23 protein-coding genes and 1 pseudogene are annotated in these 25,074 nt (G+C 65.8%); 18 read left to right on the forward strand and 6 right to left on the reverse strand.

Translation table 11 applies throughout. From position 1 onward, the window contains the following. Positions 1–10 precede the first annotated feature (10 nt). The 8 genes and pseudogenes from V5B60_RS20965 (at position 11) to V5B60_RS21000 (ending at position 4,137) form a co-directional block, all read left to right on the forward strand. A complete protein-coding gene (locus V5B60_RS20965; protein ID WP_332350677.1) occupies positions 11–418 on the forward strand; it encodes an SRPBCC family protein in 408 nt (135 codons plus the stop codon). 150 nt (positions 419–568) lie between these two features. Then, a complete protein-coding gene (locus V5B60_RS20970; protein ID WP_332349929.1) occupies positions 569–742 on the forward strand; it encodes a DUF4160 domain-containing protein in 174 nt (57 codons plus the stop codon). Then, complete coding sequence (locus V5B60_RS20975) at positions 714–1,013, forward strand: DUF2442 domain-containing protein (RefSeq protein ID WP_332349931.1); 300 nt, start codon at positions 714–716, stop codon at positions 1,011–1,013. Before V5B60_RS20970 ends, V5B60_RS20975 begins: the two co-directional genes overlap by 29 nt. Positions 1,014–1,031: 18 nt before the next feature. After that, positions 1,032–1,502 carry a hypothetical protein gene (locus V5B60_RS20980; RefSeq protein ID WP_332349933.1) on the forward strand — a complete coding sequence of 157 codons (471 nt, stop codon included), beginning with the start codon at positions 1,032–1,034 and terminating at the stop codon, positions 1,500–1,502. A 114-nt stretch (positions 1,503–1,616) separates the two neighbouring features. Then, complete coding sequence (locus V5B60_RS20985) at positions 1,617–1,805, forward strand: type II toxin-antitoxin system HicA family toxin (RefSeq protein ID WP_332349935.1); 189 nt, start codon at positions 1,617–1,619, stop codon at positions 1,803–1,805. A 4-nt stretch (positions 1,806–1,809) separates the two neighbouring features. After that, positions 1,810–1,899: pseudogene (locus tag V5B60_RS20990) on the forward strand (type II toxin-antitoxin system HicB family antitoxin); the annotation flags it as partial. Between the two features lie 104 nt (positions 1,900–2,003). After that, complete coding sequence (locus tag V5B60_RS20995) at positions 2,004–3,272, forward strand: IS4 family transposase (protein ID WP_332350679.1); 1,269 nt, start codon at positions 2,004–2,006, stop codon at positions 3,270–3,272. Positions 3,273–3,831: 559 nt separating this feature from the next. After that, the gene (locus V5B60_RS21000; RefSeq protein WP_332349937.1) at positions 3,832–4,137 is read left to right on the forward strand and encodes an antibiotic biosynthesis monooxygenase family protein; all 306 of its coding nucleotides are present in this window, start codon (positions 3,832–3,834) and stop codon (positions 4,135–4,137) included. Between the two features lie 98 nt (positions 4,138–4,235). Here V5B60_RS21000 and V5B60_RS21005 read toward each other — a convergent pair whose 3' ends face one another. From V5B60_RS21005 to V5B60_RS21030, 6 genes are all read right to left on the reverse strand, one after another. Next, on the reverse strand, positions 4,236–4,571 hold the full coding sequence (locus V5B60_RS21005) for a cupin (RefSeq protein WP_332350681.1): 336 nt from the start codon (positions 4,569–4,571) through the stop codon (positions 4,236–4,238). A 50-nt stretch (positions 4,572–4,621) separates the two neighbouring features. Further along, the gene (locus V5B60_RS21010) at positions 4,622–5,800 is read right to left on the reverse strand and encodes a hypothetical protein (RefSeq protein ID WP_332349939.1); all 1,179 of its coding nucleotides are present in this window, start codon (positions 5,798–5,800) and stop codon (positions 4,622–4,624) included. Continuing rightward, entirely contained in the window at positions 5,793–8,600 is a 2,808-nt protein-coding gene (locus V5B60_RS21015; RefSeq protein ID WP_332349941.1) for an AAA family ATPase, read from the reverse strand. Before V5B60_RS21015 ends, V5B60_RS21010 begins: the two co-directional genes overlap by 8 nt. Continuing rightward, the gene (locus V5B60_RS21020) at positions 8,600–9,244 is read right to left on the reverse strand and encodes a hypothetical protein (protein ID WP_332349943.1); all 645 of its coding nucleotides are present in this window, start codon (positions 9,242–9,244) and stop codon (positions 8,600–8,602) included. The genes V5B60_RS21015 and V5B60_RS21020 overlap by 1 nt, the downstream gene beginning before the upstream one ends. Positions 9,245–9,272: 28 nt before the next feature. Beyond that, on the reverse strand, positions 9,273–10,562 hold the full coding sequence (locus V5B60_RS21025; protein WP_332349945.1) for a hypothetical protein: 1,290 nt from the start codon (positions 10,560–10,562) through the stop codon (positions 9,273–9,275). Positions 10,563–11,295: 733 nt separating this feature from the next. Beyond that, entirely contained in the window at positions 11,296–11,676 is a 381-nt protein-coding gene (locus tag V5B60_RS21030) for a hypothetical protein (protein WP_332349947.1), read from the reverse strand. Positions 11,677–12,717: 1,041 nt separating this feature from the next. On the opposite strand from V5B60_RS21030, the gene V5B60_RS21035 reads away from it, so the two are divergent. The 10 genes from V5B60_RS21035 (at position 12,718) to kdpE (ending at position 24,877) form a co-directional block, all read left to right on the forward strand. Beyond that, the gene (locus V5B60_RS21035; RefSeq protein ID WP_332349949.1) at positions 12,718–13,242 is read left to right on the forward strand and encodes a DUF2796 domain-containing protein; all 525 of its coding nucleotides are present in this window, start codon (positions 12,718–12,720) and stop codon (positions 13,240–13,242) included. Between the two features lie 4 nt (positions 13,243–13,246). After that, entirely contained in the window at positions 13,247–13,960 is a 714-nt protein-coding gene (locus V5B60_RS21040) for an ATP-binding cassette domain-containing protein (protein WP_332349951.1), read from the forward strand. Next, positions 13,957–15,219, forward strand: a complete 1,263-nt coding sequence (locus V5B60_RS21045; protein ID WP_332349953.1) for an ABC transporter permease — start codon at positions 13,957–13,959, stop codon at positions 15,217–15,219. Before V5B60_RS21040 ends, V5B60_RS21045 begins: the two co-directional genes overlap by 4 nt. Before the next feature lie 211 nt (positions 15,220–15,430). Next, positions 15,431–16,477: an NAD(P)-dependent alcohol dehydrogenase gene (locus tag V5B60_RS21050; protein ID WP_332349955.1), complete on the forward strand. Its 1,047-nt coding sequence runs from the start codon at positions 15,431–15,433 to the stop codon at positions 16,475–16,477. 387 nt (positions 16,478–16,864) lie between these two features. After that, positions 16,865–16,957, forward strand: coding sequence for a potassium-transporting ATPase subunit F (locus V5B60_RS21055; protein ID WP_295356110.1), 93 nt, complete (start codon positions 16,865–16,867; stop codon positions 16,955–16,957). Beyond that, a complete protein-coding gene (gene kdpA, locus V5B60_RS21060) occupies positions 16,954–18,765 on the forward strand; it encodes a potassium-transporting ATPase subunit KdpA (RefSeq protein ID WP_332349959.1) in 1,812 nt (603 codons plus the stop codon). The genes V5B60_RS21055 and kdpA overlap by 4 nt, the downstream gene beginning before the upstream one ends. A gap of 16 nt (positions 18,766–18,781) precedes the next feature. After that, on the forward strand, positions 18,782–20,848 hold the full coding sequence (kdpB, locus tag V5B60_RS21065) for a potassium-transporting ATPase subunit KdpB (RefSeq protein ID WP_332349961.1): 2,067 nt from the start codon (positions 18,782–18,784) through the stop codon (positions 20,846–20,848). A 10-nt stretch (positions 20,849–20,858) separates the two neighbouring features. Then, positions 20,859–21,434: a potassium-transporting ATPase subunit KdpC gene (kdpC, locus tag V5B60_RS21070; protein ID WP_332349963.1), complete on the forward strand. Its 576-nt coding sequence runs from the start codon at positions 20,859–20,861 to the stop codon at positions 21,432–21,434. A gap of 39 nt (positions 21,435–21,473) precedes the next feature. Next, positions 21,474–24,185, forward strand: coding sequence for a two-component system sensor histidine kinase KdpD (kdpD, locus tag V5B60_RS21075; protein ID WP_332349965.1), 2,712 nt, complete (start codon positions 21,474–21,476; stop codon positions 24,183–24,185). Further along, positions 24,182–24,877, forward strand: a complete 696-nt coding sequence (gene kdpE, locus V5B60_RS21080; protein ID WP_332349967.1) for a two-component system response regulator KdpE — start codon at positions 24,182–24,184, stop codon at positions 24,875–24,877. Before kdpD ends, kdpE begins: the two co-directional genes overlap by 4 nt. Positions 24,878–25,074 lie beyond the last annotated feature (197 nt).

A 25,074-nucleotide genomic window follows, 5' to 3' on the forward strand; every position in this document is an offset into this window, starting at 1 on the left:
CGGGGTGATCATGAAGATTACAGTTCAAACGACAGTGCGAGCTCCCATGGACTCGGTATGGAAGGCGTATACGAGCCCAGAGGATATCGTCCAATGGAATGCCGCATCTGACGACTGGCATACCACCAGGGCAACAGTCGATCTGCGGGCTGGTGGGGCCTTCTGCTCGCGTATGGAGGCAAAGGACGGGAGCTTTGGGTTCGACTTCGAAGGAACCTATACCAACATCATCCCCAACAGCCTTATTGAATATGAGTTCGGTGACCGCAAGGCCAAGGTAGAGTTCTCCGGGAGTCGATCCGGGGTGTCAATTACAGTCACGTTCGACGCCGAGCAAACCCACTCCGTCGAGCAGCAACGCGAAGGTTGGCAGGCCATCCTTAATCGCTTCCGGCAGCATGTAGAGTCCCAGGGCTAGTGCTGGCAGCTAACCATTCGCTGCAGGCGCGACGGCCCTGACGGGCCGCGGCCTGAGCTCAAACACTAGCCGCGAGTAGCCACCATGGCCCCTACCGTTGTCCGCGACGGCTCGTATAGGCTCTTCTTCTTTTCACGCGAAGAGCCGAGAATGCACATCCATGTGGCCCACCCACATGGGGAGGCCAAGTTCTGGCTGCAACCAAGTCTGACGCTGGCCAACCACACCGGCCTGTCCAAGCAGGAACTGGCCTACGCTGAGCGCATCGTCGCTCGCCACCTTCAGGAGGTCATCGATGCCTGGCACGAACATTTCGGCGGCTGAAGTCACCCACGTCTCAGTACACGGTTTCTGGCTGCTTCTTGGCGATGAAGAGCTTCTCTTGCCGTTCGCTGAATTTCCTTGGTTCCGGCAGGCCACCATCGAGCAACTGACCACCATCGAATGGCCAAGCCCGGATCATCTGTATTGGCCGCTGCTGGATGTGGATTTGTCCGTTGCATCCATCCGACACCCGGAAAATTTCCCGCTCGTCTCGGGAGCATCGGCTAACCCTGCGCTCCAGCCGGACCCGCCGCAAGCGGCGCGCCGCTGAGCTTCGACGTTAGAGCCCATGGACCAATTCTTCGCCACCCTCAAGGACTACACAGCGATTGTTGTTGCGTGTCTCGCTGCGGCCGTATCTCTCGTCAACCTAGCGTGGACTACCCGGCTCACGGAGAGGCGCGAGCGCCGTAAGGTTGTTTGGGAGCGTGAGTTGGCGCGCTTTTCCGAACTCGAAGACATTGCAGGGCGCCTTGTTGAAGACCTGCTTCGCTTCAATATTCGAGAAGATGGTGAACGTCAGAGCGCCTATCAAAAGCTGCAATACATCAGGGAAGCTACAGGTCGTTTTCTTCGCTATGAAAAAGTTGCTCGCGCGCTTCGTGATCTTGAGCACGCCGCCGGCTGGTATATCAGCCAAGACATGAAGCACGAAACGTCTGAGGAGTACAAGAAGGCCCGAAGCGATGTTTCTGAGAGCTTCAAGGGTCTCATCTTGGCTTGCGATGAAACACTCAAGAGTGCACCCAATGGGCTCTAACCCTCCGCCCGACCTCGCTCCCTTCGATCGCTGGACGCTGCGCGATAAAGCCGCGCAGCGCCGGTCAGCTCCATGTTGGGCCCTTCAGGCCAAAGCCATGGCACACTCGGGCGCATGAAAGTTAGCGACATATTGGCTGTTCTCCGTAACGACGGGTGGCTTCTGGTCGCAACCAGAGGGAGTCATCGCCAGTTTAAACACCCGATAAAACCCGGTCGCGTCACCGTCGCTGGGAAGCCAAGTGACGATCTGGCTCCGGGAACACTCAACAGCATTCTGAAGCAGGCCTCACTGAAAGGTTGAAGTTATGCGCTATGCGATTGTTATCGAAAAATCCGAAAGCAATTTCTCCGGGTATGTGCCGGACCTGCCAGGTTGTGTCGCAATGCTCTCAACCTAACACCCAATACGCATAAATCGATAGGCCGACTGAGAAGCCGCTTGCGCGCTAGGCGAGCACAGGGCAAAGTAGGTATCCCCTTGATATGGATGTAAAATTTTATATGCCGCGATCTTTATGTCAACGTCGTTGACTCGTTCTCCAAGTATCTTGTTTCTCAGGCGTTTTTCCTTCAAGCTCGGCTTTCGGAGAAAGCCTTTTCGCGGACCGGCGTTCTCAGTTTTGCCCGCCTGATGGCCTGCCTGCTCGGCGGATACACGTCGAAAGTGCAGTCTGAACTGGACGCGTTCTTCGCCAATCTGGCGAACCGCGCCGACCTGCTGCGAAAAGTCTCCGCGCAGGCCTTTGCGCAAGCCCGGAAGCAGGTGTCGGCCACCGCTTTCGGACTGCTCAACCATCAGTTCCTCACCCTGGTCGATGAGCAGTTCGGCTTTCCATTGTGGAACGGGCTGCGCGTGGTGGCCGGCGATGCGACCGTCCTGCGCTTGACCCTGTTCGGCAAGACCCGCGACGGCAAGTCGTTCGCTCGCCATGTGGTCGATGCCATCGGCTTCGCGCTGTACCTGCCAGGGATCGAAATGACCCTCGCCGCCAAGCTGTATTCTCCCGACGTCGGCGAGCGTCAGATGCTCTTCGAGCACCTCGACAAGCTGCGTGACAACGACATCTTGGTGCTTGATCGCGGTTACCCAGCCTACTGGCTCTTCGCCGCCTTGACGCAGCGAGGACGCCACTTCTGTATGCGTGCCGACAGCCTCAATTTCGGCGCCATCCGAACCTTCCGCCGATCCGGGCTCGTCGAGCAAATCGTGACCCTGCCCGCCCCTGGCAAACAGGATGCGCTCGACTACGAAATTGCCGCAACGCCCTGCAAAGTGCGCCTCATTCGCCAAGTGTTCGGCCAGAAGGTCCGCGTCCTCGTGACCTCGCTCTTGGACTTCGACGCCTACCCCGCTCGCCAATTCGGGGCACTGTATCACTCCCGATGGAGAATTGAGGAGGCCTTCCGCCGGATCAAGCACCGTCTGGCCTTGGAGCACCTGTCCGGCATGTCTTGGCTGGCGGCACAGCAGGACTTCGGCGCAAAGGTCCTCTGCGACAACCTCAACGCCTTGGCCGTCCATGTCGCCAGCGAAGCCCTCGATCCCAACACCCGCGCTCGCTACTTTATCAACCGCGGCGACACCTTCTCTCGAATCAAGCGCACCCTCGGCCGCTGGCTTCTCCAAGGCCTCGGTGCTCTCGACAATGTCGCCTCCGTCTTCAACCAACTCATCAAGAATCTCGTCCAGATCAAGCCAAACCGATCATACCCAAGAAACTTTACCAAAAAACCTCATTTATCACACGCCTACAAGGGATCGGTATGACCATGTTCTGTTAGATTGAGAGCATTGGGTTGTGTCGCCACTGGAGCCACTGTAGAGGAAACTGAAAACGAGCTGCTTTTGGCAATCCAATTCCATCTCGATGGCCTTCGTGAGGATGGTCTTGGCCCTCCTGCTGCAGAAAGCATCGTGGAATATATGTTTATCCCCGCCCAACCCTTCGCTCCAGGGGACCCGCCGCAAGCGGCGCGTCCCTGAGCTCCAACGTTGGGCGGCTGAACCTTATCCAAGGTAAATGCGCGATGGATGAAAATACTCTACTTTCTTACTGGATTGTGCCACCTTCGCCACATGGCCCGATCGGGTTCGGAGTCACAGCGTTTGACTTGGACGATGCCTTCCGAATTATCATGGGCTTGGGTTATCAGTTGCCAGAAGACAAATCGAGCTCAACATCACCGAAGCGGTTACACCCGAGCTGCTCGACCGTTTTGTTCGGGCGCAGATGGGGCCAATGATTGTACGAGGTTTGTGGTACCCCTTTATCAAACTGGGGTCGACTAAGCCAGCGTGACTAAGCGCACGGATAACGGAGGTCAGAATGGTTGCGAGAGTATGGCACGGGCGCGTGCTGGCCGGTAAAGCACCGGCTTATCGAGCGTTTCTGAATCAGCGAGCCATTCCAGACTATCAAGCTGTTCCCGGCAATATCAGTGTCCACATCCTGGAGCGTCAGACCGATGAGATTACGCATTTCGTCACGCTGACTTTTTGGGAAGATATGAACGCTATTCGGGGCTTCGCCGGCGAGGATGTGGAGCAGGCGAAGTATTATCCGGAAGACGGAGAGTATCTACTTGAGTATGAGCCAACGGTCGTCCACTACGAAGTCGTCGGACAAGCCTGACCGTCTGAGAGCAGGATTATCCACCCGTGTGGCGTCACGCCGCCCAACGAGCGCTTTGAGCGGGCCGGTCAGGACGGGTAGCGGCAAAGCGAGTGCGCTCACGAGCCCTGTGCTCCGGCCGCTGCGGCCAGCGGCGCTGCCTCCTCGCCATGGAACACCGCCAGCCAGATCGTCAGGCGATCGGGCGCCGTCCACTCGACGCGGTGGCGACGGCGTGCGGCAATGTCCAGCCAGTCGCCCGGCCGCAGCCGGCGAGCCTCGTCCTCGTCGGCGAAGCGCAGCAGCGCCTCGCCCTGCAGCAGCAGCACCCATTCCGCCTGTGGCTGCTCGTACCAGAAGCCCGGCGGGCTTGCCTGACCGCTCGAGACAATGCGCTCGATGACCAGACCGGGTCGCCGCAGGAGCTGCACGAACTGCTCCTCGGCTTCGCCCATCGGCGGCAGTCCGGCGAACAGGTTGGCCACGTCGCTGTCTGGCGGCGGCGTCACAGGTAGCCCTCCTGCTCGCCCTTCTCGCCGAGTTCGTCGAGCGCCGCGGCGAGTCCGGCGAGCGTCGGCGGCAGTCCGGCGGCGCGCAGCCGTGCGAGCTGCTGCCGGTCCCCCTCCGTCAGTGGCTTGCGTTGCGGCAGGTTGCGCAAGCGCTCGGCGGCCATCTCCGGCGCCTGCCATTCGAGACCGGCGGCCTGCCAGATGCGGCCGACCTCGAGCGCGATGGCGATGCCGGCCGGGTCGGGGTCGCAGGCGATGTCGGCGGCTGCCGGCGCACAGGCGAGCAGCCGCGCCATCGCCGTCCGCCACCAGCCCGGCGGAAAACCCGGCAGCCAGACGACGCCGTCGCCAAACGCTCGCTGGCGGGCAACGCGCTCGAAACTGCTGCGGTTCTCGATCAGTCGCCAGCAGCGCGGGCAACCGTCGGCGCGCACCATGGCGGCCACCGTCGCCGGCGTCAGGCCGATCCAGTCGTCTGCCGCGTCGAGTGCGATTCGGCCCTCGCTGCCTCCCGCTCGCTGTACGTGCAGCAGCAGGGGCGCCGCCAGCAGGAGGAGCGGCGTATGGCCGCTGATGCCGAAGCCGGCGAGGTCGCAGTGCTCGGCGAGCCAGTTCCACTCGGCCTCGCTGAGGCTCTTCGTATCGCCGCGGGCGAACCAGGCGAAATCGCGGCGGGTGCCGCTGCGCTCTTCGGCGTGCCAGCGCGCGAGCTGTTCGAGCAGCGACAGGCGGCGCAGCGCGCGCGCCGGCGGCAGCGCGGCCAGCGTGCCGGCGGCGGCGAGGAGTTCCGGATGGACGAAGTGCGTGTGGCCGGCGCTCTCCCAGGCCTGCCGTGCGGCCTGCGGATCGGACAGGCCGAGCGCGACGCGCAGCGCCCCGGGATCGACGATCTCGACCCGCTGCGGCCACCAGCCCTGCCCGCGGCGCTCTTCGCTGACCACCGCCCAGCCGGCCTGCACGAGCCATTCGAGCAGCGCCTGCGCCAGCGGGTAGGCGTGACCGGCGTCGCCGGCCAGCGTCTGCCAGCGGCTGTTGCCGCCGCGCCGCAGCCAGCGCACGAGCAGTTCGCGACGCTCGGCGGGCAGCGTGTCGGGTGCCTGTCGCGGGCCATCGACGCTGCGTCGGCGCCGACGCCACGGCGGCCCGCTGCCGAGCAGCTCGATCGTCTCAGGCATCGCCGGCAAGCCCGGCGGCGCTGTCTGGCGCCCGCACGAGGACGCCGACGCGGCTCGCCCAGTGCTCGTCGGGACGCTTCTTGGCGGTCACCAGGGTGATCGCCGCCGGGTCGTAGACGCCGACGTTGTGGGTCACCGGCGTGGTCAGCAGGTACTGCGCCCGGGTCGCCTTGAGGAAGGCGCTGACGCGCTCGATGTTCATGATGTCGAGGTGGGCGAAGGGTTCGTCGATGAAGACGAAGCCGCCCGGATGCGATTCTTCCATCATCAGCCCGACGAGCAGGATCAGCGACTTGACGACCTGCTGGCCGCCGGAGGCGTCCGAGTCATTCATTCCCATCAGGCCCTTGGCATCGAACTCGAAGCGGACGACCAGCGCCGCCTGCGCCAGAGCGCCCTCGTCGGCTGCCAGCGGCGGCAGTTCGACTTCGACACGGACGCCTGCCATCTCGCCGAGCAGGCGCAGATTCTTCGCGTAGCGGCTGGCGGTGTGGCGCAGCACCTTGACGTACTCGTTGCGCGCGGCATCGGTCTGCGCCCGCGCCATGTCGTTGTCGCGGCGGCGGTCGCTGACCTCGCGCTGCTGGCGTTGCAGGCTGTCCCGCAGATTGTCGCGCAGGGCGATGACGGTGGCGTCGGTCTCCCACGATTCCTGCGCGAAGCGGCGCTCGATCTCGACAATCCGCCGCTCGATCGCGCGCACGTCGCCCCATTGCTCGGCCAGCGCCTGGTTGGCTGCCGCCTCCTGCCAGGCAGGCGGCAGCTCGCGGCGCTGCCGACGCAGGCGGCGCAGCCGCTCTGCCTGCTCGCGGCGGCCGGCGAAGTTCTCGAGACCGGGCAAGGCGCTGCGCAGACCGGCGATCTGGCTGGCGAGCGCCGTCTCGGCAAGCTGCGCGGCGCGCAGCGCCTCTTCCGACTCCTGGCGTGCCTGGCGCGCGCAGAGGACGGCGCGTGCGGCATCCTGATGCGCCTCGTCGGCGCGCTGCAGGTTGTCGGCCGCCGCCGCGAACTCGCCGGCGCGCGCCGCCAGGTCGCGGCGCGCGTCGCTGCCCGAAACGCGCTGGCGCAGCGCCGCGAGGCTGGCGTCGACGGCGCGCAGGCGCGCGCGCAGCGGCTGCGCCTCGTTCGCCAGTTGCTCCGCGCGCTCGCGCAGTGCGGCCAGCCGCGCCTCGCCGAAGCGCGGCAGTTCGGGTGCGGCATGGCGGCCGCCGCGCCGCTCGCGCAGGTAGCCCTGGCGGGTCACCCAGTCCTGGCCGCGCGGCAGGCGGGCGCCGGCGGCAGCGTCCGCGACGCGTTGCGTGCGCTGCAGGAGGCCGATCAGCCACTCGGGAACCGGGCCGCGCAGCCGCAGCACCTCGAGCAGCGAGCCGGCACCGGCCGCTGGAACAGCGACGCTCTCGGGCACGAGGTAGTGCCGGTAACGCAGGCGCTCGCCGAGGACGAAAGCCTCTTCGGCCTGGCGCGCGTCGTCCAGGAGAACGATGTGCGCGAACGGTGCGAGGATCGCTTCGACGGCATTCGCCCAGCCTTCGTCGGTCATTTCCAGCCGCTCGGCGAGCAGCGTGTGGCCAATGCCGGCGCCATCGAGAGCCGCACGAAACCGGCAGACATCCTGCGGATCAGCGCGCCGGCCGGCGGCGAGCTCGTGCAGCAGTTCGCCAAGCCGCTTCAGTTCGGCGTCAGCGGCGGCCAGTTGCAGGCGCAGGGCATCGCGTTCGGCTTCGGCCGCTTCCAGCGTCTCCTGGTCGGCCAGCGGATCACCACCCTCGACACGGGCCGCCGCGAGCAGGCGCTGACGCTCCTCGAGCCGGGTGAGCCAGCGGGTGCGCTCGGCATTGGCCTGGTTCAGCGCCGCGTTCGCCGCCTGCTCGGCGGTCTCGGCGGCGCCCCTCGCGTCGGCCGCGTGCTGTACGGCGTGCCGTCGCGATGGCTGCTGGTCGATGCACGCCTGCAGCTCGGCGCGCAGCCGCCGCCAGTCGCGGCGCGTTGCCGCCAGCGGGCGGCGCGCACCGCGGATCGATTCGTTGAGGGCGTGGAATTCGAGCCGGGGCCGCGTCTCGCCGACCAGTGCCTGCCGCTCGCTCGCCAGCGCCTGCCACTCGAGGTGACGGTTGACCTTCTGCTCGAAGCGTTCGAGTTCGTTGGCCAGCCGCGACTCCTCGCCCTGCATCGCCTTCAGCTCGGCAGTCACCAGTTCCTGGTGCGCGCGTGCCTCGGCGTAGCGGTCGAGCGTCTCCTTGTCGCCAAAGACCTGGAAAACGAGATCGAGCAGTTCGCGGCCGGACAGCTCGCAGAGCTTGTCGGTCTGCCCCTGCTCGAGCGACAGCACCCGCGCCAGCGCCGGCGTCAGCCCGGCCTGGTGCAGCAGCTGTCGCCAGTCGCGGACACCGTACTCGGTTCCCTCGGCCTCGATGCGCTCGATCGCCACATCTCCCGGCGCGAGGAAGTAGACGCGCGTCCAGTCGCCGCCCCTGCGCTCGATGCGGCAGGCCAGCGTCACCTGCTCCTCCTGGTGTGGCGGCCAGAACGGACGGCGGTGGTTGGGCAGCCGGCGATTGTCGACGACCGCCCGCAGCCAGGCAAAGTCTTCGCCATTGCGCCGCACGTAGCGCTTGTAGTCACGCTTGCGGCTGCCGTGCCCGGAGCATTCGAGTGCCAGCAGGGTGCGCAGCGCGTCGAGCAGCGTCGTCTTGCCCGACCCATTGGGACCGACGATGGTGACGATTGGCGCCGCGAGCGGGATCTCGAGCCGCTGCCAGTAGTCCCAGTGGACCAGCTCCAGCTTGTCGAAGCGGAACATCAGCCTGCCCCCCCGGCGCGCTGCCGCAGCAGGTCGCCGAGCGCGCCCTGCAGGATGCGCGGCGCCAGTTCCGCGTAGTCGAGCGCCAGGTCGAGCAACGGGCCCTCGTGGATCATCCCCAGCCGGCGCTCGATGAAGCCGAGCCGGTTCAGCGTCGGCAGCATGAACTGCCGGACGCGTGCCTTGCCGCCGAGGAGCTTGCCGTAGTCCTCGAGCAGCGCGCTCTCGGCGACGACGCCGGAAACGGCCGCGCTGTCGCGGTCGACCGGCCGCGAGGCAGCACCGAAGAGGTCGCTCTGCCCCTGGCTTTCGAGGCTGTCGCGGCTGATCTGGCGTTCCCGCTTGGGCAGGATGATCAGCGCCCAGAGCAGGACCAGCAACGCCACGACATCGCGGGCAAGGCCGATGTTGCTCGCCTGCCAGTCCTTGTCGGTCTCGAAGACGGCGCTCTCCGCAGCCCGGTCGACGCCGATCGCGACGTGTGCCGCGTACGGATGGTCGAGGAGGCGGAGACCACAGGCGGCCAGCCGCGCCTCGACCTCGCCGCGCAGGCCGGCGTCGACCAGCAGGCGGGAAACGCCGGGATCGCTGCGCGGCAGGCTGCGACGGGCAAGCAGGCGGGCAATCAGTGGTGCAGCGTCCATCGACGGGTCATCCAGGCAGGTTGCAGTTTCAGGGCCGCGCCGGCAGCGGTGCGATGACGCCGGGCGTGATCGCCGCCACTTCAGCGCGATTGACCGCGGCGAGTTCCCCCGCCGCCGCGTCGGCCGACCACAGCAGTTGCACCGGCAGCGCAGCCAGCGGCGCCAGTTCGGACGGCGCCTTGTCCTCGCCGAGGAGAGGCAGCAGCGAGAAGCGGTACGACGCCGCACGGAAGTTGCCGCCGACGACCACATCGGCGATGGGCAGCGGGCCGTCGAGATGCTGCAGCACCTGCAGCAACTCTGCGACCTCGGGCGGTGGCTCGAGCGGCAGCTCGTGCGTCGTCACAACCGCTGCCGGCGGCGGCAGGCTCGAGCGGCGGCGGTCGGGATGCTGGCGGTCGATCAGCTCGGCCTCGGCGATGTCGAGCAGCACGTCCTGCAGCACGAAGACCGGCTCGGGAACGACGTTCAGGGCACCCTCGGCGAGCGCCGCAAGTCGATCGACATCCAGCCCCTTCAGCCAGGCGGCGACTTCCGACGACGACAGGCCACCCTGCGAAAGATGCACGCGCTGGCGGGCGATCGCCGCCAGCTCACGCTGGAACACCGAGGTCATGCGCATGATGCGCGACTGGCGCGCGCCGATCTCCTGCGCCAGCCGCCAGGTGGCGTCGTCGAAACCTTCTTCCGACAGGCCGGCAAGGATGGCGGTACCCTTCTCCATCCACTGCCAGACCGATTGCAGTCGCGTCTGCGCGGCGATGAGGCGGAACTCGGAACCGGAAGCGACGGCGGCGGCGAACTGTGCCTCGAGCTCCGCCAGGCGCGCCAGCAGGTGGCGCAGTGTATCCGCCGACAGCCGACCGACGGCACCGCCGGCAGCCACCTGCGAGGCGAGGAAACCGAGTTCCGCGTCCTCCTCGGCGGCGAACTGCAGCATCAGGTCGATCGCCGCCAGCGCCATGCGACCGGTCGGCGCCAGATGGTACAGCCGCTGCTCGCCGTCCCAGACCAGCAGTTCGTGCTCGCGCAGCCGCTTGAGCACCGTGTCGAGCTTGACCGCATCGAGCCAGACGAACTGCTCCTCGAGTTCGTGCGGCGACCAGAAGGGTGACTCGGCACGGGTACCGATGCCCTTGAGCACCGCCAGGCGGATCAGCACCTCCTCGTCGCCACCGCGAAACAGGGCGACGAATGCCGCCAGCAGGGGCCGCGCCGAAAGCAGCGGAAAGAGCGAGGGGACGTCCTCGGCGACGACGCCCGCGGCGAGGAACTCGCCCAATGAAGAGCTCGGCGATCGGCTGGCGTACTGACTCATGGCGCTAGCTTGTCAGTCACGGTAGCCACGGTGCTCGACGACTGCCCGCAGCCGAAGGCCGGCCGAGGCTTACGGTGACTCCCGTCGCGATGGTTCACAGGCATCTTCTTGTCTCTCCTGGAGCGACATCGTCCGAGTCGTGCCGGAAAGTTTGGGAGACTGCAGCGAACCGCCGACGGACGAGCGGTGCAATTCCCGTCGAAGGTTCCGATATCGCCACTTGCGCATTCGACCGACACTGATGGGCCATGGGCAGAGGGCGCGACGTGATTCTGCTGCTGTCGGCGCGACGGTGGGAACCCGGCCAAGGATCATCGCCCAATTCAGCGGCGTAGGCGGACAACCAAGGCACGCCCTGGGGCAATTGCAGGAACGCCGTCCAAGGCCCTGGAGTTGCACCGGAATCTGTTGGGAGTCGCGGCAACGAGGCTCTGGATGTGGAGGCCACCTTTGCGTTTCACCGAAGCGGTGCGCAGGAGATTGAGCAAGAGTTGGCGCAAGACTGCGAGGTTGTGGAGGGCATGATCGCTACGTGCGTTCGCATGTGTTCATCGCCGAAGACGACGTCCACGCGCCGCCGCAGGCCGGTCTCCACCGGCTTATCCCTTCGGCGCCGGGAGCGAGGCTGCTACGATCGAAGCGACGCTCGAAGGACCTGTTGCCGCGAACCGTCGGCTCGCTGGTGATCATCGCGAAGGACTGCATATACCGGCGGTCCGTGTCTTCTACCGAATTACGGACTCAATCTCATGACCCGCCGATTGTCGTTAATCACGGTGCGGTTTTCGATGACCGTCGGTTCGTTCATTCCGCACGCGACGTACATGCGGTGCTTGGTGGCGTTGATCATCGCGAAGTCTTTCTTTACTGAGCTTGACTCAGTCTCATAGCTCCGCTGTGCTTCGCGGCACCGCGTGCTGTTCTGCAGCTCCGCGCGCAAATCGGCGCTGGTTCGCCCCGTAACACTTCTTCCTTGTCGTTGCTCTGCCTCGGCGATCATCCGCCAATGCTCTGGTGTCACTGCCAGTCCCTTGGCTCGGGGGAAGTCCCCAGAACCAAGCGCTTCCATAATCTTGGCGTCGAGTATCCGGGCGTTCGGGTCTATCGGCGGCACCCCGTACTGCGGTTGGGGCGCGTACTGCGGTTGGGGTGCGTACTGCGGTTGGGGTGCGTACTGCGGTTGGGGTGCGTACTGCGGTTGGGGCGCGTACTGCGGTTGGGGTGCGTACTGCGGTTGGGGTGCGTACTGCGATTGGGGTGCGTACTGCGATTGGGGTGCGTACTGCGATTGGGGTGCGTACTGCGATTGGGGTGCGTACTGCGATTGGGGTGCGTACTGCGATTGGGGTGCGTACTGCGGTTGAGGTGCGTATTGAGGTTGAGGCCCGTAGGCAGATGGTGAGGGATACGCTGGCCGAGCATTGTCGGTTACGACCCTTTTCGGCTGTGCCCCACCAAGGCACGGTGCATCCGAGTATGCGATGCTTCCTGAAGCGGTCCGGCACTTATAGTACGTCTGGCCAAACACCGGGTACGGAACAACGAGGACGAAGAGCAGCACGCCGACTGCTCTCGGGAGTCGTTCAATAACGTCGCTGGGTGCGTAGTGCGAGACCGCAACTTCGTTGTCCGAACGGGTAAGCCGTGCTGTAGTAGTTGTCGTCATGTTGCTATTCGGCAGGAAACGCTCTGGAGCAAGTATAGCACCGCCAGTTTCGGTCGGCTGACCGGTAACGCGGTTGGTGTTGACCTCATCGAACGGCAGACGAAGGAGCTGGAGTTCGGTGGAGCGTGAAGTGGAAAGTCGCCAGACTTTTCCACCGTAAGCGGCGCCCCGGTACGCGATAGCGCATCGTCCACGAGCCCACGGAGTTCCTTCCTTACGCACGACGCCACTGCTCGGGTGACGGACGCGACTGTCGGGCGTGAACGCCTATTTTCCGATGTTTCACGACGATGACGTCCATGCCATCCCCCTGATCGTATCCCTGCCAGGCGCAAGGTGCAGCACTGGCTGCTACTGCAGCCCAGTGACGAAAGCCCCGGGGCTCGCCCGCCGATCGGGCTTGGCGAGACCACAGGACATCGCAAACGCAATCCCGTTGCATTTGCAGGATCCTTGTGCTTCAATCGGCCCATCGAATGGAGACTGCCGATGAACACATCACCCTGGTCCTGCCTGCTTGTGATGGCCTGCCTGCTCCCTGTGCCGGCGCTCGCCGGCCCTCCCGGAGCCCACGTCCACGGGGCGGCAAGCCTGCAGGTCGCCGTCGACGGCAACACGCTCAGCCTGCAGCTGGAAACGCCGCTCGCCAATCTCGTCGGTTTCGAGCACGCGCCGCGGACGGCACAGCAGAAGCAGGCGCTGCGCGCCATGGCCGATCGCCTGCGCCAGGCCGGCGAGATCTTCACCCCGACACCGGCGGCGCGCTGCACAACGGTCTCGGTCGAACTCGAATCGCCGCTGTTGCAGCCGTCGCCCCCAGCAGAGGGCGACGGCCATGCCGACCTCGACGGCAGCTTTGTCTTCCGCTGCGAGAACGCAGCAGCGTTGCGCGACATCGAAGTCGGCCTCTTCGCCACCTTCCCGAGGCTGCGCCGCATCGACGTTCAGGTTGCCGGGCCGCGCGGACAGTCGGCCGCCCGGCTGTCGCCGCAACAGCGGCGTATCTCCTGGTAGAGCGATGCCGGCGGCGCTCATCCGCATCGAGAACCTGCGTTTCCGCTGGGCCGACGACGCCGACTTCTGCCTCGACATCCCGTTCTTCGAGGCGCAGGCCGGCGAACGGATCTTTCTTCATGGGCCGAGCGGCAGCGGCAAGAGCACCCTGCTCGGGCTGCTCGGCGGCGTCCTCGTCCCCGAGCGCGGCCGCCTGCAGCTGCTCGGCAACGAGCTGACGCAGCTGCGGCCGGCGGCGCGCGACCGCTTCCGGGCCGATCATGTCGGCTTTCTCTTTCAGCTCTTCAACCTCATTCCCTATCTGTCGGTGGTCGACAACGTCCTCCTTTCCTGCCGCTTTTCGCCGCGGCGGCTGGCAAGGGCAACCGCCGCCGGCAACACGCCGGCAGGCGAAGCGCAGCGCCTGCTGACACGGCTCGACCTCGACCCGGCGTTGCACCGTCGCCAGGTGACGCGGCTGAGCGTCGGCCAACAGCAGCGGGTCGCCGCCGCCCGCGCCCTGATCGGGCAACCCGAGGTCGTCATTGCCGATGAGCCAACCTCGGCGCTCGATGCCGAGCGACAGGGCGCCTTCCTTGAGCTGCTGCGCGACGAATGCGAACGCAGCGGCAGCACCCTGCTCTTCGTCAGCCACGACCGCCGCCTGGCGACCGGCTTCGACCGTGAGTTGTCGCTGCCGACACTCGGCGCCAGCAGCGACAACGGCAGCGCGCGATGAAGTGGCTGCTCAGCCTGGCCGTGCGCAGCGCCTGGAACCGGCGCCTGACGCTCGGGATGACGCTGGTTGCCGTCGCCCTCAGCGTGACCCTGCTTCTCGGCGTCGAGCGCGTCCGCCACGAGGCGCGCAACAGCTTTGCGCTGTCGGTGTCGGGAACCGATCTCGTCGTCGGGGCGCGCACCAGCGCCGTGCAGCTGATGCTCTACGCGGTCTTCCGTCTCGGCGATGCGAGCAACAACATCCGTTGGCAGAGCTACCAGGCGATCGCCGACGATCCGGCGGTGGCCTGGGCCATCCCGCTGTCGCTCGGCGACTCGCACCACGGCCTGCCGGTCCTCGGGACGACCGGCGCCTATTTCGAGCACTTCCGTTACGGCGATGGGCAAGCGCTGCAGTTTGCCAGCGGCAGGCCGTTCGACGGCCTCTTCGAGACGGTTCTCGGTGCCGAGGTGGCCAAGCGGCTCTCCTACAGGATCGGCGACCGGATCATCATCAGCCACGGCATGGGCGACGTCGGCCTCGCGGAACATGAGGACAAGCCGTTCACCGTCGTCGGCATCCTCGCGCCGACCGGCACGCCGGTCGACCGCACGCTGCACGTCAGTCTGCAAGCGATCCAGGCGATCCATCTCGACTGGGCAGGCGGCGCGCCGCTGCCAGGCCTGTCGATCCCTGCCGAGCACGTGCGCAAGTTCGACCTGCAGCCGAAGGAGATCACCGCCGCGCTGATCGGCCTGAAAAGCCGCGCCGCCGTCTTCCGACTGCAGCGCAAGATCAACGATCACCCCGGCGAGCCGCTGCTGGCCGTGCTGCCCGGTGTCGCCCTCGACCAACTCTGGCAGATGGTGGGCTTTGCCGAGCGGACGCTGCTGGCCGTGTCGACGATGGTCCTCGCCGTCGGTCTCGCCGGTCTCGTTGCGGTGGTCCTCGCCAGCCTCGGCGAACGGCGCCGTGAACTGGCGATCCTGCGCTCGGTGGGTGCGCGCCCGCGCGAGCTGTTCCTCCTCCTGAGCGCCGAGGCGCTGTTCGTCACGCTCCTCGGCGCCCTGCTCGGCGTCGCGCTGCTGGCGCTGCTCAGCGCCGTGCTGGCGCCGCTCGTGCAGGCCCACTTCGGCCTCTCGCTGAGCGCGCGCTGGGTCAGCAGCGACGAACTGCGACTGCTGGCGGCAGTCGTCGCCGCCGGCCTGCTGGCCAGTCTCGTGCCCGGTTATTCCGCTTATCGCCTGTCTCTCGCCGACGGCCTGACGCCACGGCTGTGAGCCGAGGCACCGCCAACGACGGCCGTCGACCACCGCCGCCCGCGGCGAGCCCATCCTCGGGAGTTTCTGGCTGATCTGCCGACGGTTTCGCAGCGCATGCGCAGCCGCTGCATTGGCGTACCATTGACGGCACTCGGCCACGGCACCGCCCGCCCTGGTGGTCACGAGCCGGAACATCTGTCTGCCCAACGTCCAGAGGAAGGATTCAGCCATGATCAAGACCAAAGCCTACGCAGCGCAAAGCAGCTCGAGCGCGCTGGCACCCTTTGAACTGCACCGCCGCAACCCGGGCGCGGAGGATGTGCAGATCGAGATTCTGTATTGCGGCGTTTGCCATTCGGATCTGCACACGGTTCGCGGCGAGTGGCACAACACCCAGTACCCCTGTGTTCCCGGGCACGAAATCGTCGGCCGGGTCGTCGCCGTCGGTGATGGCGTTCGCGGCTTCAAGCTCGGTGATCTGGCCGGCGTCGGTTGCATGATCGACAGCTGTGGGCATTGCCATTCGTGCCATGAGGGCGAAGAGCAGTACTGCGAAAACGGTTTCACCGGAACCTACAACGGTCCGGTGTTCGGCGGCGAGAATACCTTCGGCGGCTATTCGCGAACGATCGTCGTCAAGGAGTCCTTTGTCCTGCGCATCCGGCACGACGAGAAGGATCTGGCGCGTGTCGCCCCCCTCCTCTGCGCCGGCATCACGACCTACTCGCCGCTGCGCCATTGGGGCGCCGGACCGGGCAGGAAGGTCGGCATCGTCGGTCTCGGCGGACTTGGCCACATGGGGGTCAAGATCGCGCACGCGATGGGCGCCCACGTCGTCCTGTTCACCACCTCACCGGGCAAGATCGCCGACGGCAAGCAGCTTGGCGCCGATGTGGTATGCATTTCCACCAGTCCCGAACAGATGGCTGCCCAGGCCAACCAACTGGATTTCATCCTGAACACGGTGGCGGCACCGCACAGCCTCGACGCCTATCTGCAACTGCTCAGGCGCGACGGCACGATGGCACTGGTCGGCGCCCCGGCAGAGCCGCACCCGCCGTCGAATGTCTTCAACCTGATCTTCAAGCGCCGCCGCATCGCCGGCTCGCTGATCGGCGGCATACGCGAAACGCAGGAGATGCTCGATTTCTGCGCCGACCATGGCATCGTTTCCGACATCGAGACGATCCCGATCGCTTACATCAATACGGCCTACGAGCGGATGCTGAAGAGCGACGTCAAGTACCGCTTCGTGATTGACATGGCCAGCCTTTGATCGGATGGCCTGGCCGCACCGCTGCCGGACGCCGGCGACGCATGCCGGCGTCCATTGCCTGCCTGCGCACCCACAGGCTCGCCCGGCATGCGCTGCGTCGCGGCCGGCGCCCACGCGAGGCGGGCCAACCCGATCAGCCAGGGCGCCCGTTGCGAGTCGGCAGTGGCAGCCACGACGACTGCCGCCGACGCGTGATCTTTATCCTGTCTTTACACGCGGTTCACCTCCTTTGCGACCATTTTGATGGCCGCCGGCCTAGCATTCCGTTTGTCAACACCCTGACTGGAGGAATGCGATGGATGTCGTCTATCTGGCCGCGCTGGCCGCGCTGTTCGGGCTTGTCGTGGCTTTCGCCAATGGCTGCGCCCGCCTGACCGGAGGCCGCGCATGAGCCTGCTCACCATCCTCGCCGGCCTCGCCGCCGGCGGCCTGTTGGTCTATCTGATCGCGGCGCTGCTCTTTCCGGAGGACTTCTCATGAACGACCATGCATGGATCCTGCTCGGTCTCTTCATGGCGATGTTGCTGCTCCTCGCCCGACCATTGGGCATCTACATCTCCCGGGTGATGACCATGGGGAACCACGAGACCTGGGTCAGCGGCGTCGAGAAAGCAGTGTTCCGGGCCTGCGGTATCCAGCGCGACGAAGAGATGGGCTGGCTGCAGTATGCACGGGCGATATTGCTGTTCAACGCGCTCGGCCTGCTCGCCGTCTATTCCCTGCAGCGCCTGCAATTGTGGTTGCCATTGAATCCGCAGGCGATGGCCAATGTCAGCCCCGATTCGGCCTTCAACACGGCGGTGAGCTTCGTCACCAACACCAACTGGCAGGGCTATGGTGGCGAATCGACGATGGGCTACCTGGTCCAGATGCTCGGCCTGACGGTGCAGAACTTCGTTTCCGCGGCAACCGGCATCGCCGTCGCCATCGCGCTCATCCGCGGCTTTGCACGGCATTCGGCGGCTGGCATCGGCAATGCGTGGGCAGACCTCTTTCGCGCCACCATCTGGATTCTGCTGCCGCTGTCGCTGCTGTTTGCGCTGTTCCTGAGCAGTCAGGGCGTGATCCAGAACTTTGCCGCCTACCAGGAAGTGAGCACGCTCGACGTGACCACATACCAGGCGCCAAAGCTCGACGCCGACGGCCAGGCCGTGCAGGACGAGCAGGGCAACCCGGTGACGGAAGCTGCATCGACGACCACCCAGACCCTGGCCATGGGCCCGGTTGCTTCGCAGGAAGCGATCAAGATGCTGGGCACCAACGGTGGCGGCTTCTTCAACGCCAACTCGGCTCACCCCTTCGAGAACCCGACGCCATTGGTGAACTTCCTGCAGATGCTGTCGATCTTCCTGATTCCCGGCGCGCTGTGCGTTGCCTTCGGCTGCATCGTCGGCGACGAGCGCCAGGGCTGGACGGTGTTTGCCGCGATGGCGCTGCTCTTCGTCAGCTTTGCCATCGGCGCGATCAGCTTCGAGCAGCAAGGCAATCCCCTGCTGGCGAAGGTCGGCGACAGCGAGGCGACGAGCGTACGCACCACCGCCTTGACCGACGGCAACCTGGAGGGCAAGGAGGCGCGCTTCGGTATCGCCGATTCGGCCCTTTTTGCGACGATCACCACGGCCGCGTCCTGCGGTGCGGTCAATTCGATGCACGACTCGTTCACGCCGCTCGGCGGTGCCGTGCCACTGGTCATGATGCAGCTCGGCGAAGTCGTCTTCGGTGGTGTCGGTTCCGGCCTCTACGGCATGCTGCTCTTTGCCGTGATGGCGGTATTCATCGCCGGGCTGATGATCGGACGGACGCCGGAATACCTGGGCAAGAAGATCGAGGCGCAGGAGATGAAGATGACGTCGATCGCCATCCTCGCGACGCCCCTGCTGGTCCTCGTCGGCACCGCCGCTGCCGTGATGACCGAGGCGGGCCGGGCCGGAATCGCCAACCCGGGCGCGCACGGCTTTGCCGAAATCCTCTACGCCTTCTCCTCGGCAGCCAACAACAACGGCAGCGCCTTCGCCGGACTCTCGGCCAACACGCCTTTCTACAACGTGCTGCTGGCACTGGCGATGTGGTTTGGCCGCTTTGCCGTGATCGTGCCGGTGCTGGCGATGGCCGGCTCGCTGGCCGCCAAGAAGCGGATCGCGGTGACCGCCGGGACCCTGCCGACGCACGGCCCGCTGTTCGTCGCGCTGCTGATCGGCGTCGTGCTGCTGGTCGGCCTGCTCAACTATGTGCCCGCGTTGGCGCTCGGCCCGCTGGTCGAGCACCTGATGCTGTGGCCGACGCGATGATCCGCTGGAGAATCTCATGACACGCAAGACCTTTTCCCTGTTCGACCCGGCGCTCGTCACGCCCGCCATCATCGACTCGTTCCGCAAACTGGACCCACGCGTGCAGTGGCGCAATCCGGTGATGTTCGTCGTCTTCATCGGTTCCATCCTGAGCACGCTGGCAGCGGTCCCGGCGCTCAGCGGCCCGGGTCAGGAGTCGACGGCGTTCATCCTCGCTGTCGCGATCTGGCTGTGGTTCACCGTGCTCTTCGCCAACTTCGCGGAAGCGCTCGCCGAAGGGCGCAGCAAGGCGCAGGCGGCGTCACTGCGCGGCCTGAAGAAGGAAACCTGGGCAAAGCGGTTGAGCGCCCCGCGCGCGGACGCCGAGTGGCACACGGTGCCCGCGGACGACCTGCGCGTCGGCAACGTCGTGCTGGTCGCCACCGGTGAAACCATTCCCGCTGACGGCGAGGTGATCGAAGGCGTCGCCTCGGTCGATGAATCGGCCATCACCGGCGAATCAGCGCCGGTCATCCGCGAATCAGGCGGTGATTTCTCGGCGGTAACCGGCGGCACGCGCGTGCTCTCCGACTGGCTGGTCGTGCGCGTCACTGTCAATCCGGGCGAGACCTTCGTCGATCGGATGATCGCCATGGTCGAGACGGCGAAACGGCAAAAGACGCCGAACGAAATCGCGCTGGCGATCCTGCTGGCGGCGCTGACCATCGTCTTCCTCGGCGTCACCGCGACCCTGCTTCCCTTCTCCCAGTTCAGCGTCGCGGTGGCCGGGTCGGGTTCGCCAGTCAGCATCACCGTCCTCATTGCACTGCTCGTGTGCCTGATTCCGACCACCATCGCCGGCCTGCTTTCGGCCGTCGGCGTCGCCGGCATGAGCCGCATGATGCAGGCCAACGTCATCGCCACATCCGGCCGCGCAGTCGAAGCCGCCGGCGACGTCGACGTGCTGCTGCTCGACAAGACCGGCACGATCACGCTGGGCAACCGCCAGGCAGCGGCCTTCCTGCCCGCCGACGGGGTCAGCGAGGCCGAACTCGCCGACGCCGCGCAACTGGCGTCACTGGCCGACGAAACGCCGGAGGGACGCAGCATCGTCGTCCTCGCCAAGCAGCGCTTCAACCTGCGCGAGCGCGATGTCCATGCACTCGCAGCGCAGTTCGTTCATTTCTCGGCGCAAACCCGGATGAGCGGCGTCGATCTGCCCGGCCGACAGATCCGCAAGGGGGCAACCGATGCCATCCGCCAGCATGTCGAGGCCCTCGGCGGCGCCATGCCACCGTCGGTCCTGACGGCGGTCGACGCGGCGGCGCGCCGCGGCAGCACGCCGCTGGTCGTGGCCGACGAGACGCGCGTACTCGGCGTCGTCGAACTGAAGGACGTCGTCAAGGGCGGCATCAAGGAACGCTTCGCCGAACTGCGGCAGATGGGGATCAAGACGGTGATGATCACCGGCGACAACCGCCTGACGGCAGCGGCAATCGCCGCCGAGGCCGGCGTCGATGACTTTCTTTCCGAAGCGACGCCGGAAGCCAAGCTGGCACTGATCCGCCAGTACCAGAGCGAAGGCCGCCTGGTGGCGATGACCGGCGACGGCACCAATGACGCCCCGGCACTGGCCCAGGCCGACGTCGCCGTGGCGATGAACACCGGCACCCAGGCCGCGAAGGAAGCCGGCAACATGGTCGACCTCGACTCGAATCCGACCAAGCTGATCGAAGTCGTCGAGACCGGCAAGCAGATGTTGATGACGCGCGGCGCGCTGACCACCTTCAGCGTCGCCAACGACGTCGCCAAGTATTTCGCAATCGTTCCGGCTGCCTTCGTCAGCACCTACCCGGCGCTTGCAGCGCTCAACGTGATGGGGCTGGCCAGCCCGGCCTCGGCGATCCTCTCGGCGGTCATCTTCAACGCACTGATCATCATTGCGCTGATTCCGCTGGCCCTCAAGGGGATTCGCTACCACGCCGTCGGCGCAGCGACCCTGCTGCGTCGCAATCTGGCGATCTATGGCCTCGGTGGCCTGGTCGCCCCCTTCATCGGTATCAAGCTGATCGACATGGCGCTGGCCGCCGCCGGTCTTGCCTGAGGAGGCATCCATGAAAGCCTTGCTGCGCCCTGCCATCTCCCTGTTCGTATTGTTGTCGGTCGTCACCGGTCTCCTCTATCCGATGCTGGTCACCGGCGTGGCGCGGATCGCCTTTCCCGATGCCGCCGCCGGCAGCCTGATCATCCGGGATGGGAAGCCGATCGGCTCGGCACTGATCGGCCAGGATTTCAGCGATCCGAAGTACTTCTGGGGCCGCCCGTCGGCAACGGCGCCGCAGCCCTACAACGCCGCCGCATCATCGGGCTCGAACCAGGGACCCTTGAACCCGGCCCTCGCCGATGCCGTCAAGGCTCGGGTCGCGGCGCTGCATGCCGCCGACCCGGGCAACCGGCGCCCCGTACCGATCGACCTGGTGACGGCGTCGGCCAGCGGTCTCGACCCGCACATCAGCCCGGCCGCTGCCGACTACCAGGCCGAGCGCGTCGCCCGTACCCGCCACCTCGAGGTAACGACCGTACGGCAGTTGCTCGCCGAGAATACCGAGGGTCGCGAGTTCGGCGTCTTCGGCGAAGCGCGCGTCCATGTCCTCAAGCTCAACCTCGCGCTCGACGCACATGCGCGTTGAGCGGGCACAACCCGTATGGCGCCGCAGCTCGGACGGGAAATGAAGGACGGCCGCCCCGATCCCGACCTGATCCTCGACCGGATCAAGGACGAGGAGATGCGCGCCGCCCGCGGCAAGCTGAAGATTTTCTTCGGCGCCTCGGCGGGTGTCGGCAAGACCTACGCCATGCTGTCGGCCGCGCGCCAGCAGGCCGAGCAAGGCACGGACGTCGTCATCGGTGTCGTCGAAACCCACGGCCGCAAGGAGACGGAAGCCTTGCTGACGGGACTGGAGCGTCTGCCGCTGAAGGCGGCGGCCTACCGTGACCGGGTGCTGCCGGAGTTCGACATCGACGGAGCGCTGGCGCGCAAGCCCGCCCTTCTCCTGGTCGACGAACTCGCCCATTCCAACGTGCCGGGTTCGCGCCACGCCAAACGCTGGCAGGATGTCGAGGAACTGCAGTCGTCCGGTATCGACGTCTATTCGACCGTCAACGTGCAGCACCTGGAGACCCTCAATGACGTGGTCGGTGGCATTACCGGCATCCGGGTCTGGGAGACCGTTCCGGACCATGTCTTCGATGCCGCCGATGAAGTCGTTCTCGTCGACCTGACGCCGGACGAACTGCTGCAGCGCCTCAAGGAAGGCAAGGTCTATCTGCCGCAGCAGGCCGAGCGCGCGATCCAGAATTTCTTCCGCAAGGGCAACCTGATCGCGCTGCGTGAACTCGCACTGCGCCGCACCGCCGACCGCGTTGACAGCGAAATGATCCAGTATCGGCGTGACCGATCGGTCACCCGCGCCTGGCACACCAGTGAATCGCTGCTGGCCTGCATCGGCCCGGGAGATGGCAGTGACCGAATCATCCGCAGCGCCGCCCGCATTGCCGCCAAGCTCGACGTGCCGTGGCACGTGATCTACGTCGAGACGCCGAAACTGCGACATCTCTCGGACAAGCGGCGCTTGCAGATCCTCAGGAGTCTCAAGCTGGCACAGGAGATGGGGGCAGAAACGGCCAGCCTGCCAGGCAGCGACCCGATCGCGACCATCATCGACTATGCGCGCGACCACAACCTGTCGAAGGTCCTTGTCGGCCGCGACCAGGCGCAGGCTTGGCGGCCCTGGAAGCGGTCATTCGCTGACCGTGTCGGCAAGCTTGCACCCGATCTCGACATCATCCAGGTCGCAGGCGCGGAAACGCCGGCCGACAGGCGGCAGGAGGAGAAGCCAAGCGGCGAGTCGCTGCTCGACCGGTTGCACGCCCCCTGGCAGTCTTTCGCGATGAGCTCGGTCTTCTGTGCGCTGGTGACGCTCATTGCGATGCCACTGCACACGGTGTTCGACCGCGCCAACATCGCCATGCTCTTCCTGATGGCGGTCGTTCTCTCGGCAGTTCGCTACGGTCTCGGCCCGGCAGTCGCGGCGGCCTTCCTCAATGTGGCAGCCTTCGATTTCTTCTTCGTGCCGCCGCGATTCTCCTTCGCCGTCGGCGACGTCCAATACCTGATGACTTTCGCCGTCATGCTGGCCGTCGGCCTGGTCACCGCCAAGCTGACCGCGGACCTCAAGTTCCAGGCCCGCGTCGCCAGCCGCCGCGAACAGCGGGTCAGGGCACTCTATGAGATGTCGCGCGATCTTTCGGGCGCGCTGATGCCGGAGCAGATCGCCGAAATCAGCCAGCGTTTCGCCGCGACCGGATTCGGCGCCCGCGCCGCCATCATGCTCGCCGACGAGCGAGACCGGCTGCACGAACCGATTCAGGTGCCCGGTGGCGTGCCCGCGGTCGACGTGGGCATCAGCCAGTGGGCCTTCGACCACAGTGCGGAAGCCGGTTGGGGCACCGACACCCTCGCCGGCAGTCCACTTCTCTATGTTCCGCTCAAGGCGCCGATGCGCACGCGCGGCGTGCTGGTTCTGGAGCCGAAGCACTCGCGGCGGCTGATGGCCCCGGAGCAGCGTCGCCTCCTCGATACCTTCGCCCGGCTGGTCGCCATTTCCCTCGAACGGGTCCATTACGTCGATGTGGCGCGGGCGACCACGGTGCAGATGGAGTCGGAGCGCCTGCGCAATTCACTGCTGTCAGCCATCTCGCATGACCTGCGCACACCGCTCGCGGCGCTGGTCGGCCTGGCCGACTCGATGTCCATGACGCAGCCGCCGCCGACGGGAGAGCAATGCGACATCGCGGCGTCGATGCGCGACGAGGCGCTGCGCATGAATTCCCTGGTCAACAACCTGCTCGACATGGCTCGCCTGCAAGCCGGTGCAGTCAAGCTCAATCGACAGTGGCAACCACTGGAGGAAGTGGTCGGCAGCGCCATCAAGGCCATGCGATCGACGATGGCTGGCCATCGTGTTGGCGTCAACCTGCCGGACGGACTACCCTTGCTGGAATTTGACGCCGTACTGGTCGAACGGGTGCTGTGCAACCTCCTGGAGAACGCCGTCAACTACACACCCGCCGGAAGCATGATCGAGATCGGCGCCGCGCCGGGCGCGCGCGATCAGGTGGACATCTGGGTCGAGGATGACGGACCCGGGCTGCCGGCTGGGAAGGAGGAACTCATCTTCAGCAAGTTCGAGCGCGGCCAGAAGGAAAGTGCGACATCGGGAGTGGGTCTGGGGCTGGCGATCTGCCGCGCCATTGTCACGGCGCACGGTGGCACCATTCGGGCAGAGAACCGCCGCGGTGGCGGAGCGCGCTTCGTGTTCTCCTTGCCGCGAGGCCAACCGCCTTCACTGGATGGCGCTGAGGAGGATAGCCTGCAGTGAGCGACTCGCTCCCCGTCGTTCTCATCATCGAGGACGAGCCCAACATCCGGCGCTTCGTCAGGATGTCGCTGGAAGCAGAAGGCTGCCAGGTCTACGAGACCGACTCCATGCAGCGCGGCCTGATCGCGGCCGGCACCCGCCGACCGGACATGGTGGTGCTCGACCTTGGCCTGCCTGACGGCGACGGCGTGGATTTCATCCGCGACCTGCGCACCTGGTCCGATGTCCCCATCATCGTGCTGTCGGCACGGACGACCGAAACCGACAAGGTGGGCGCTCTGGACGCGGGCGCCGACGACTATCTGACGAAGCCATTCGGGGCAGCGGAACTGCTGGCTCGCGTTCGTGCCCAGTTGCGACGCCGGTCCAGTGCCGGCGGCCACGGATCGACGGTTTGTGAATTCGGCAAGCTGCGGGTCGATCTCGGCAAGCGACGGGTCGAGCGAGCGGGCGAGCACCTGCACCTGACACCCATCGAGTATCGCCTGCTCGCCTTCCTGGTCACCCATCCGGACAGTGTTCTGACCCATCGACAACTGCTCAAGGCGGTGTGGGGGCCATCCCATGCCGAAGACAGCCATTACATCCGGGTCTATATGGGGCTGCTGCGCAAGAAGATCGAAGACGACCCGTCGCAGCCAAGACACATCATCACGGAAGCGGGCGTCGGCTACCGTTTCGTTGCCGCATGAAGTGCCGATGCGTTTGTGACACGCCAAGGCAATGAGTGCGGCTGCGCGGTCGCGTATCCAGTGCATGGGCAAGCGCGCTATGGCAACATGACGTGTGGTGCTGCCATGCAGCGGGAACGCACACACCGCCGCAGCGGGTCCTGTCGGCGACCGGCATGGGATCGGTCTGCCAGATGGCAAGCGCCCATTCTCGAACA

This window comes from Accumulibacter sp. (genome assembly GCF_036625195.1).
Taxonomy (GTDB): Bacteria; Pseudomonadota; Gammaproteobacteria; order Burkholderiales; family Rhodocyclaceae; genus Accumulibacter.

Coding starts and splice junctions, on each gene's coding strand:
- V5B60_RS20965 (WP_332350677.1), top strand. CDS start 11: ATGAAGATTACAGTTCAAACGACAGTGCGAGCTCCCATGGACTCGGTA.
- V5B60_RS20970 (WP_332349929.1), top strand. CDS start 569: ATGCACATCCATGTGGCCCACCCACATGGGGAGGCCAAGTTCTGGCTG.
- V5B60_RS20975 (WP_332349931.1), top strand. CDS start 714: ATGCCTGGCACGAACATTTCGGCGGCTGAAGTCACCCACGTCTCAGTA.
- V5B60_RS20980 (WP_332349933.1), top strand. CDS start 1,032: ATGGACCAATTCTTCGCCACCCTCAAGGACTACACAGCGATTGTTGTT.
- V5B60_RS20985 (WP_332349935.1), top strand. CDS start 1,617: ATGAAAGTTAGCGACATATTGGCTGTTCTCCGTAACGACGGGTGGCTT.
- V5B60_RS21000 (WP_332349937.1), top strand. CDS start 3,832: ATGGTTGCGAGAGTATGGCACGGGCGCGTGCTGGCCGGTAAAGCACCG.
- V5B60_RS21005 (WP_332350681.1), bottom strand. CDS start 4,571: ATGGGCGAAGCCGAGGAGCAGTTCGTGCAGCTCCTGCGGCGACCCGGT.
- V5B60_RS21010 (WP_332349939.1), bottom strand. CDS start 5,800: ATGCCTGAGACGATCGAGCTGCTCGGCAGCGGGCCGCCGTGGCGTCGG.
- V5B60_RS21015 (WP_332349941.1), bottom strand. CDS start 8,600: ATGTTCCGCTTCGACAAGCTGGAGCTGGTCCACTGGGACTACTGGCAG.
- V5B60_RS21020 (WP_332349943.1), bottom strand. CDS start 9,244: ATGGACGCTGCACCACTGATTGCCCGCCTGCTTGCCCGTCGCAGCCTG.
- V5B60_RS21025 (WP_332349945.1), bottom strand. CDS start 10,562: ATGAGTCAGTACGCCAGCCGATCGCCGAGCTCTTCATTGGGCGAGTTC.
- V5B60_RS21035 (WP_332349949.1), top strand. CDS start 12,718: ATGAACACATCACCCTGGTCCTGCCTGCTTGTGATGGCCTGCCTGCTC.
- V5B60_RS21040 (WP_332349951.1), top strand. CDS start 13,247: ATGCCGGCGGCGCTCATCCGCATCGAGAACCTGCGTTTCCGCTGGGCC.
- V5B60_RS21045 (WP_332349953.1), top strand. CDS start 13,957: ATGAAGTGGCTGCTCAGCCTGGCCGTGCGCAGCGCCTGGAACCGGCGC.
- V5B60_RS21050 (WP_332349955.1), top strand. CDS start 15,431: ATGATCAAGACCAAAGCCTACGCAGCGCAAAGCAGCTCGAGCGCGCTG.
- V5B60_RS21055 (WP_295356110.1), top strand. CDS start 16,865: ATGAGCCTGCTCACCATCCTCGCCGGCCTCGCCGCCGGCGGCCTGTTG.
- kdpA (WP_332349959.1), top strand. CDS start 16,954: ATGAACGACCATGCATGGATCCTGCTCGGTCTCTTCATGGCGATGTTG.
- kdpB (WP_332349961.1), top strand. CDS start 18,782: ATGACACGCAAGACCTTTTCCCTGTTCGACCCGGCGCTCGTCACGCCC.
- kdpC (WP_332349963.1), top strand. CDS start 20,859: ATGAAAGCCTTGCTGCGCCCTGCCATCTCCCTGTTCGTATTGTTGTCG.
- kdpD (WP_332349965.1), top strand. CDS start 21,474: ATGAAGGACGGCCGCCCCGATCCCGACCTGATCCTCGACCGGATCAAG.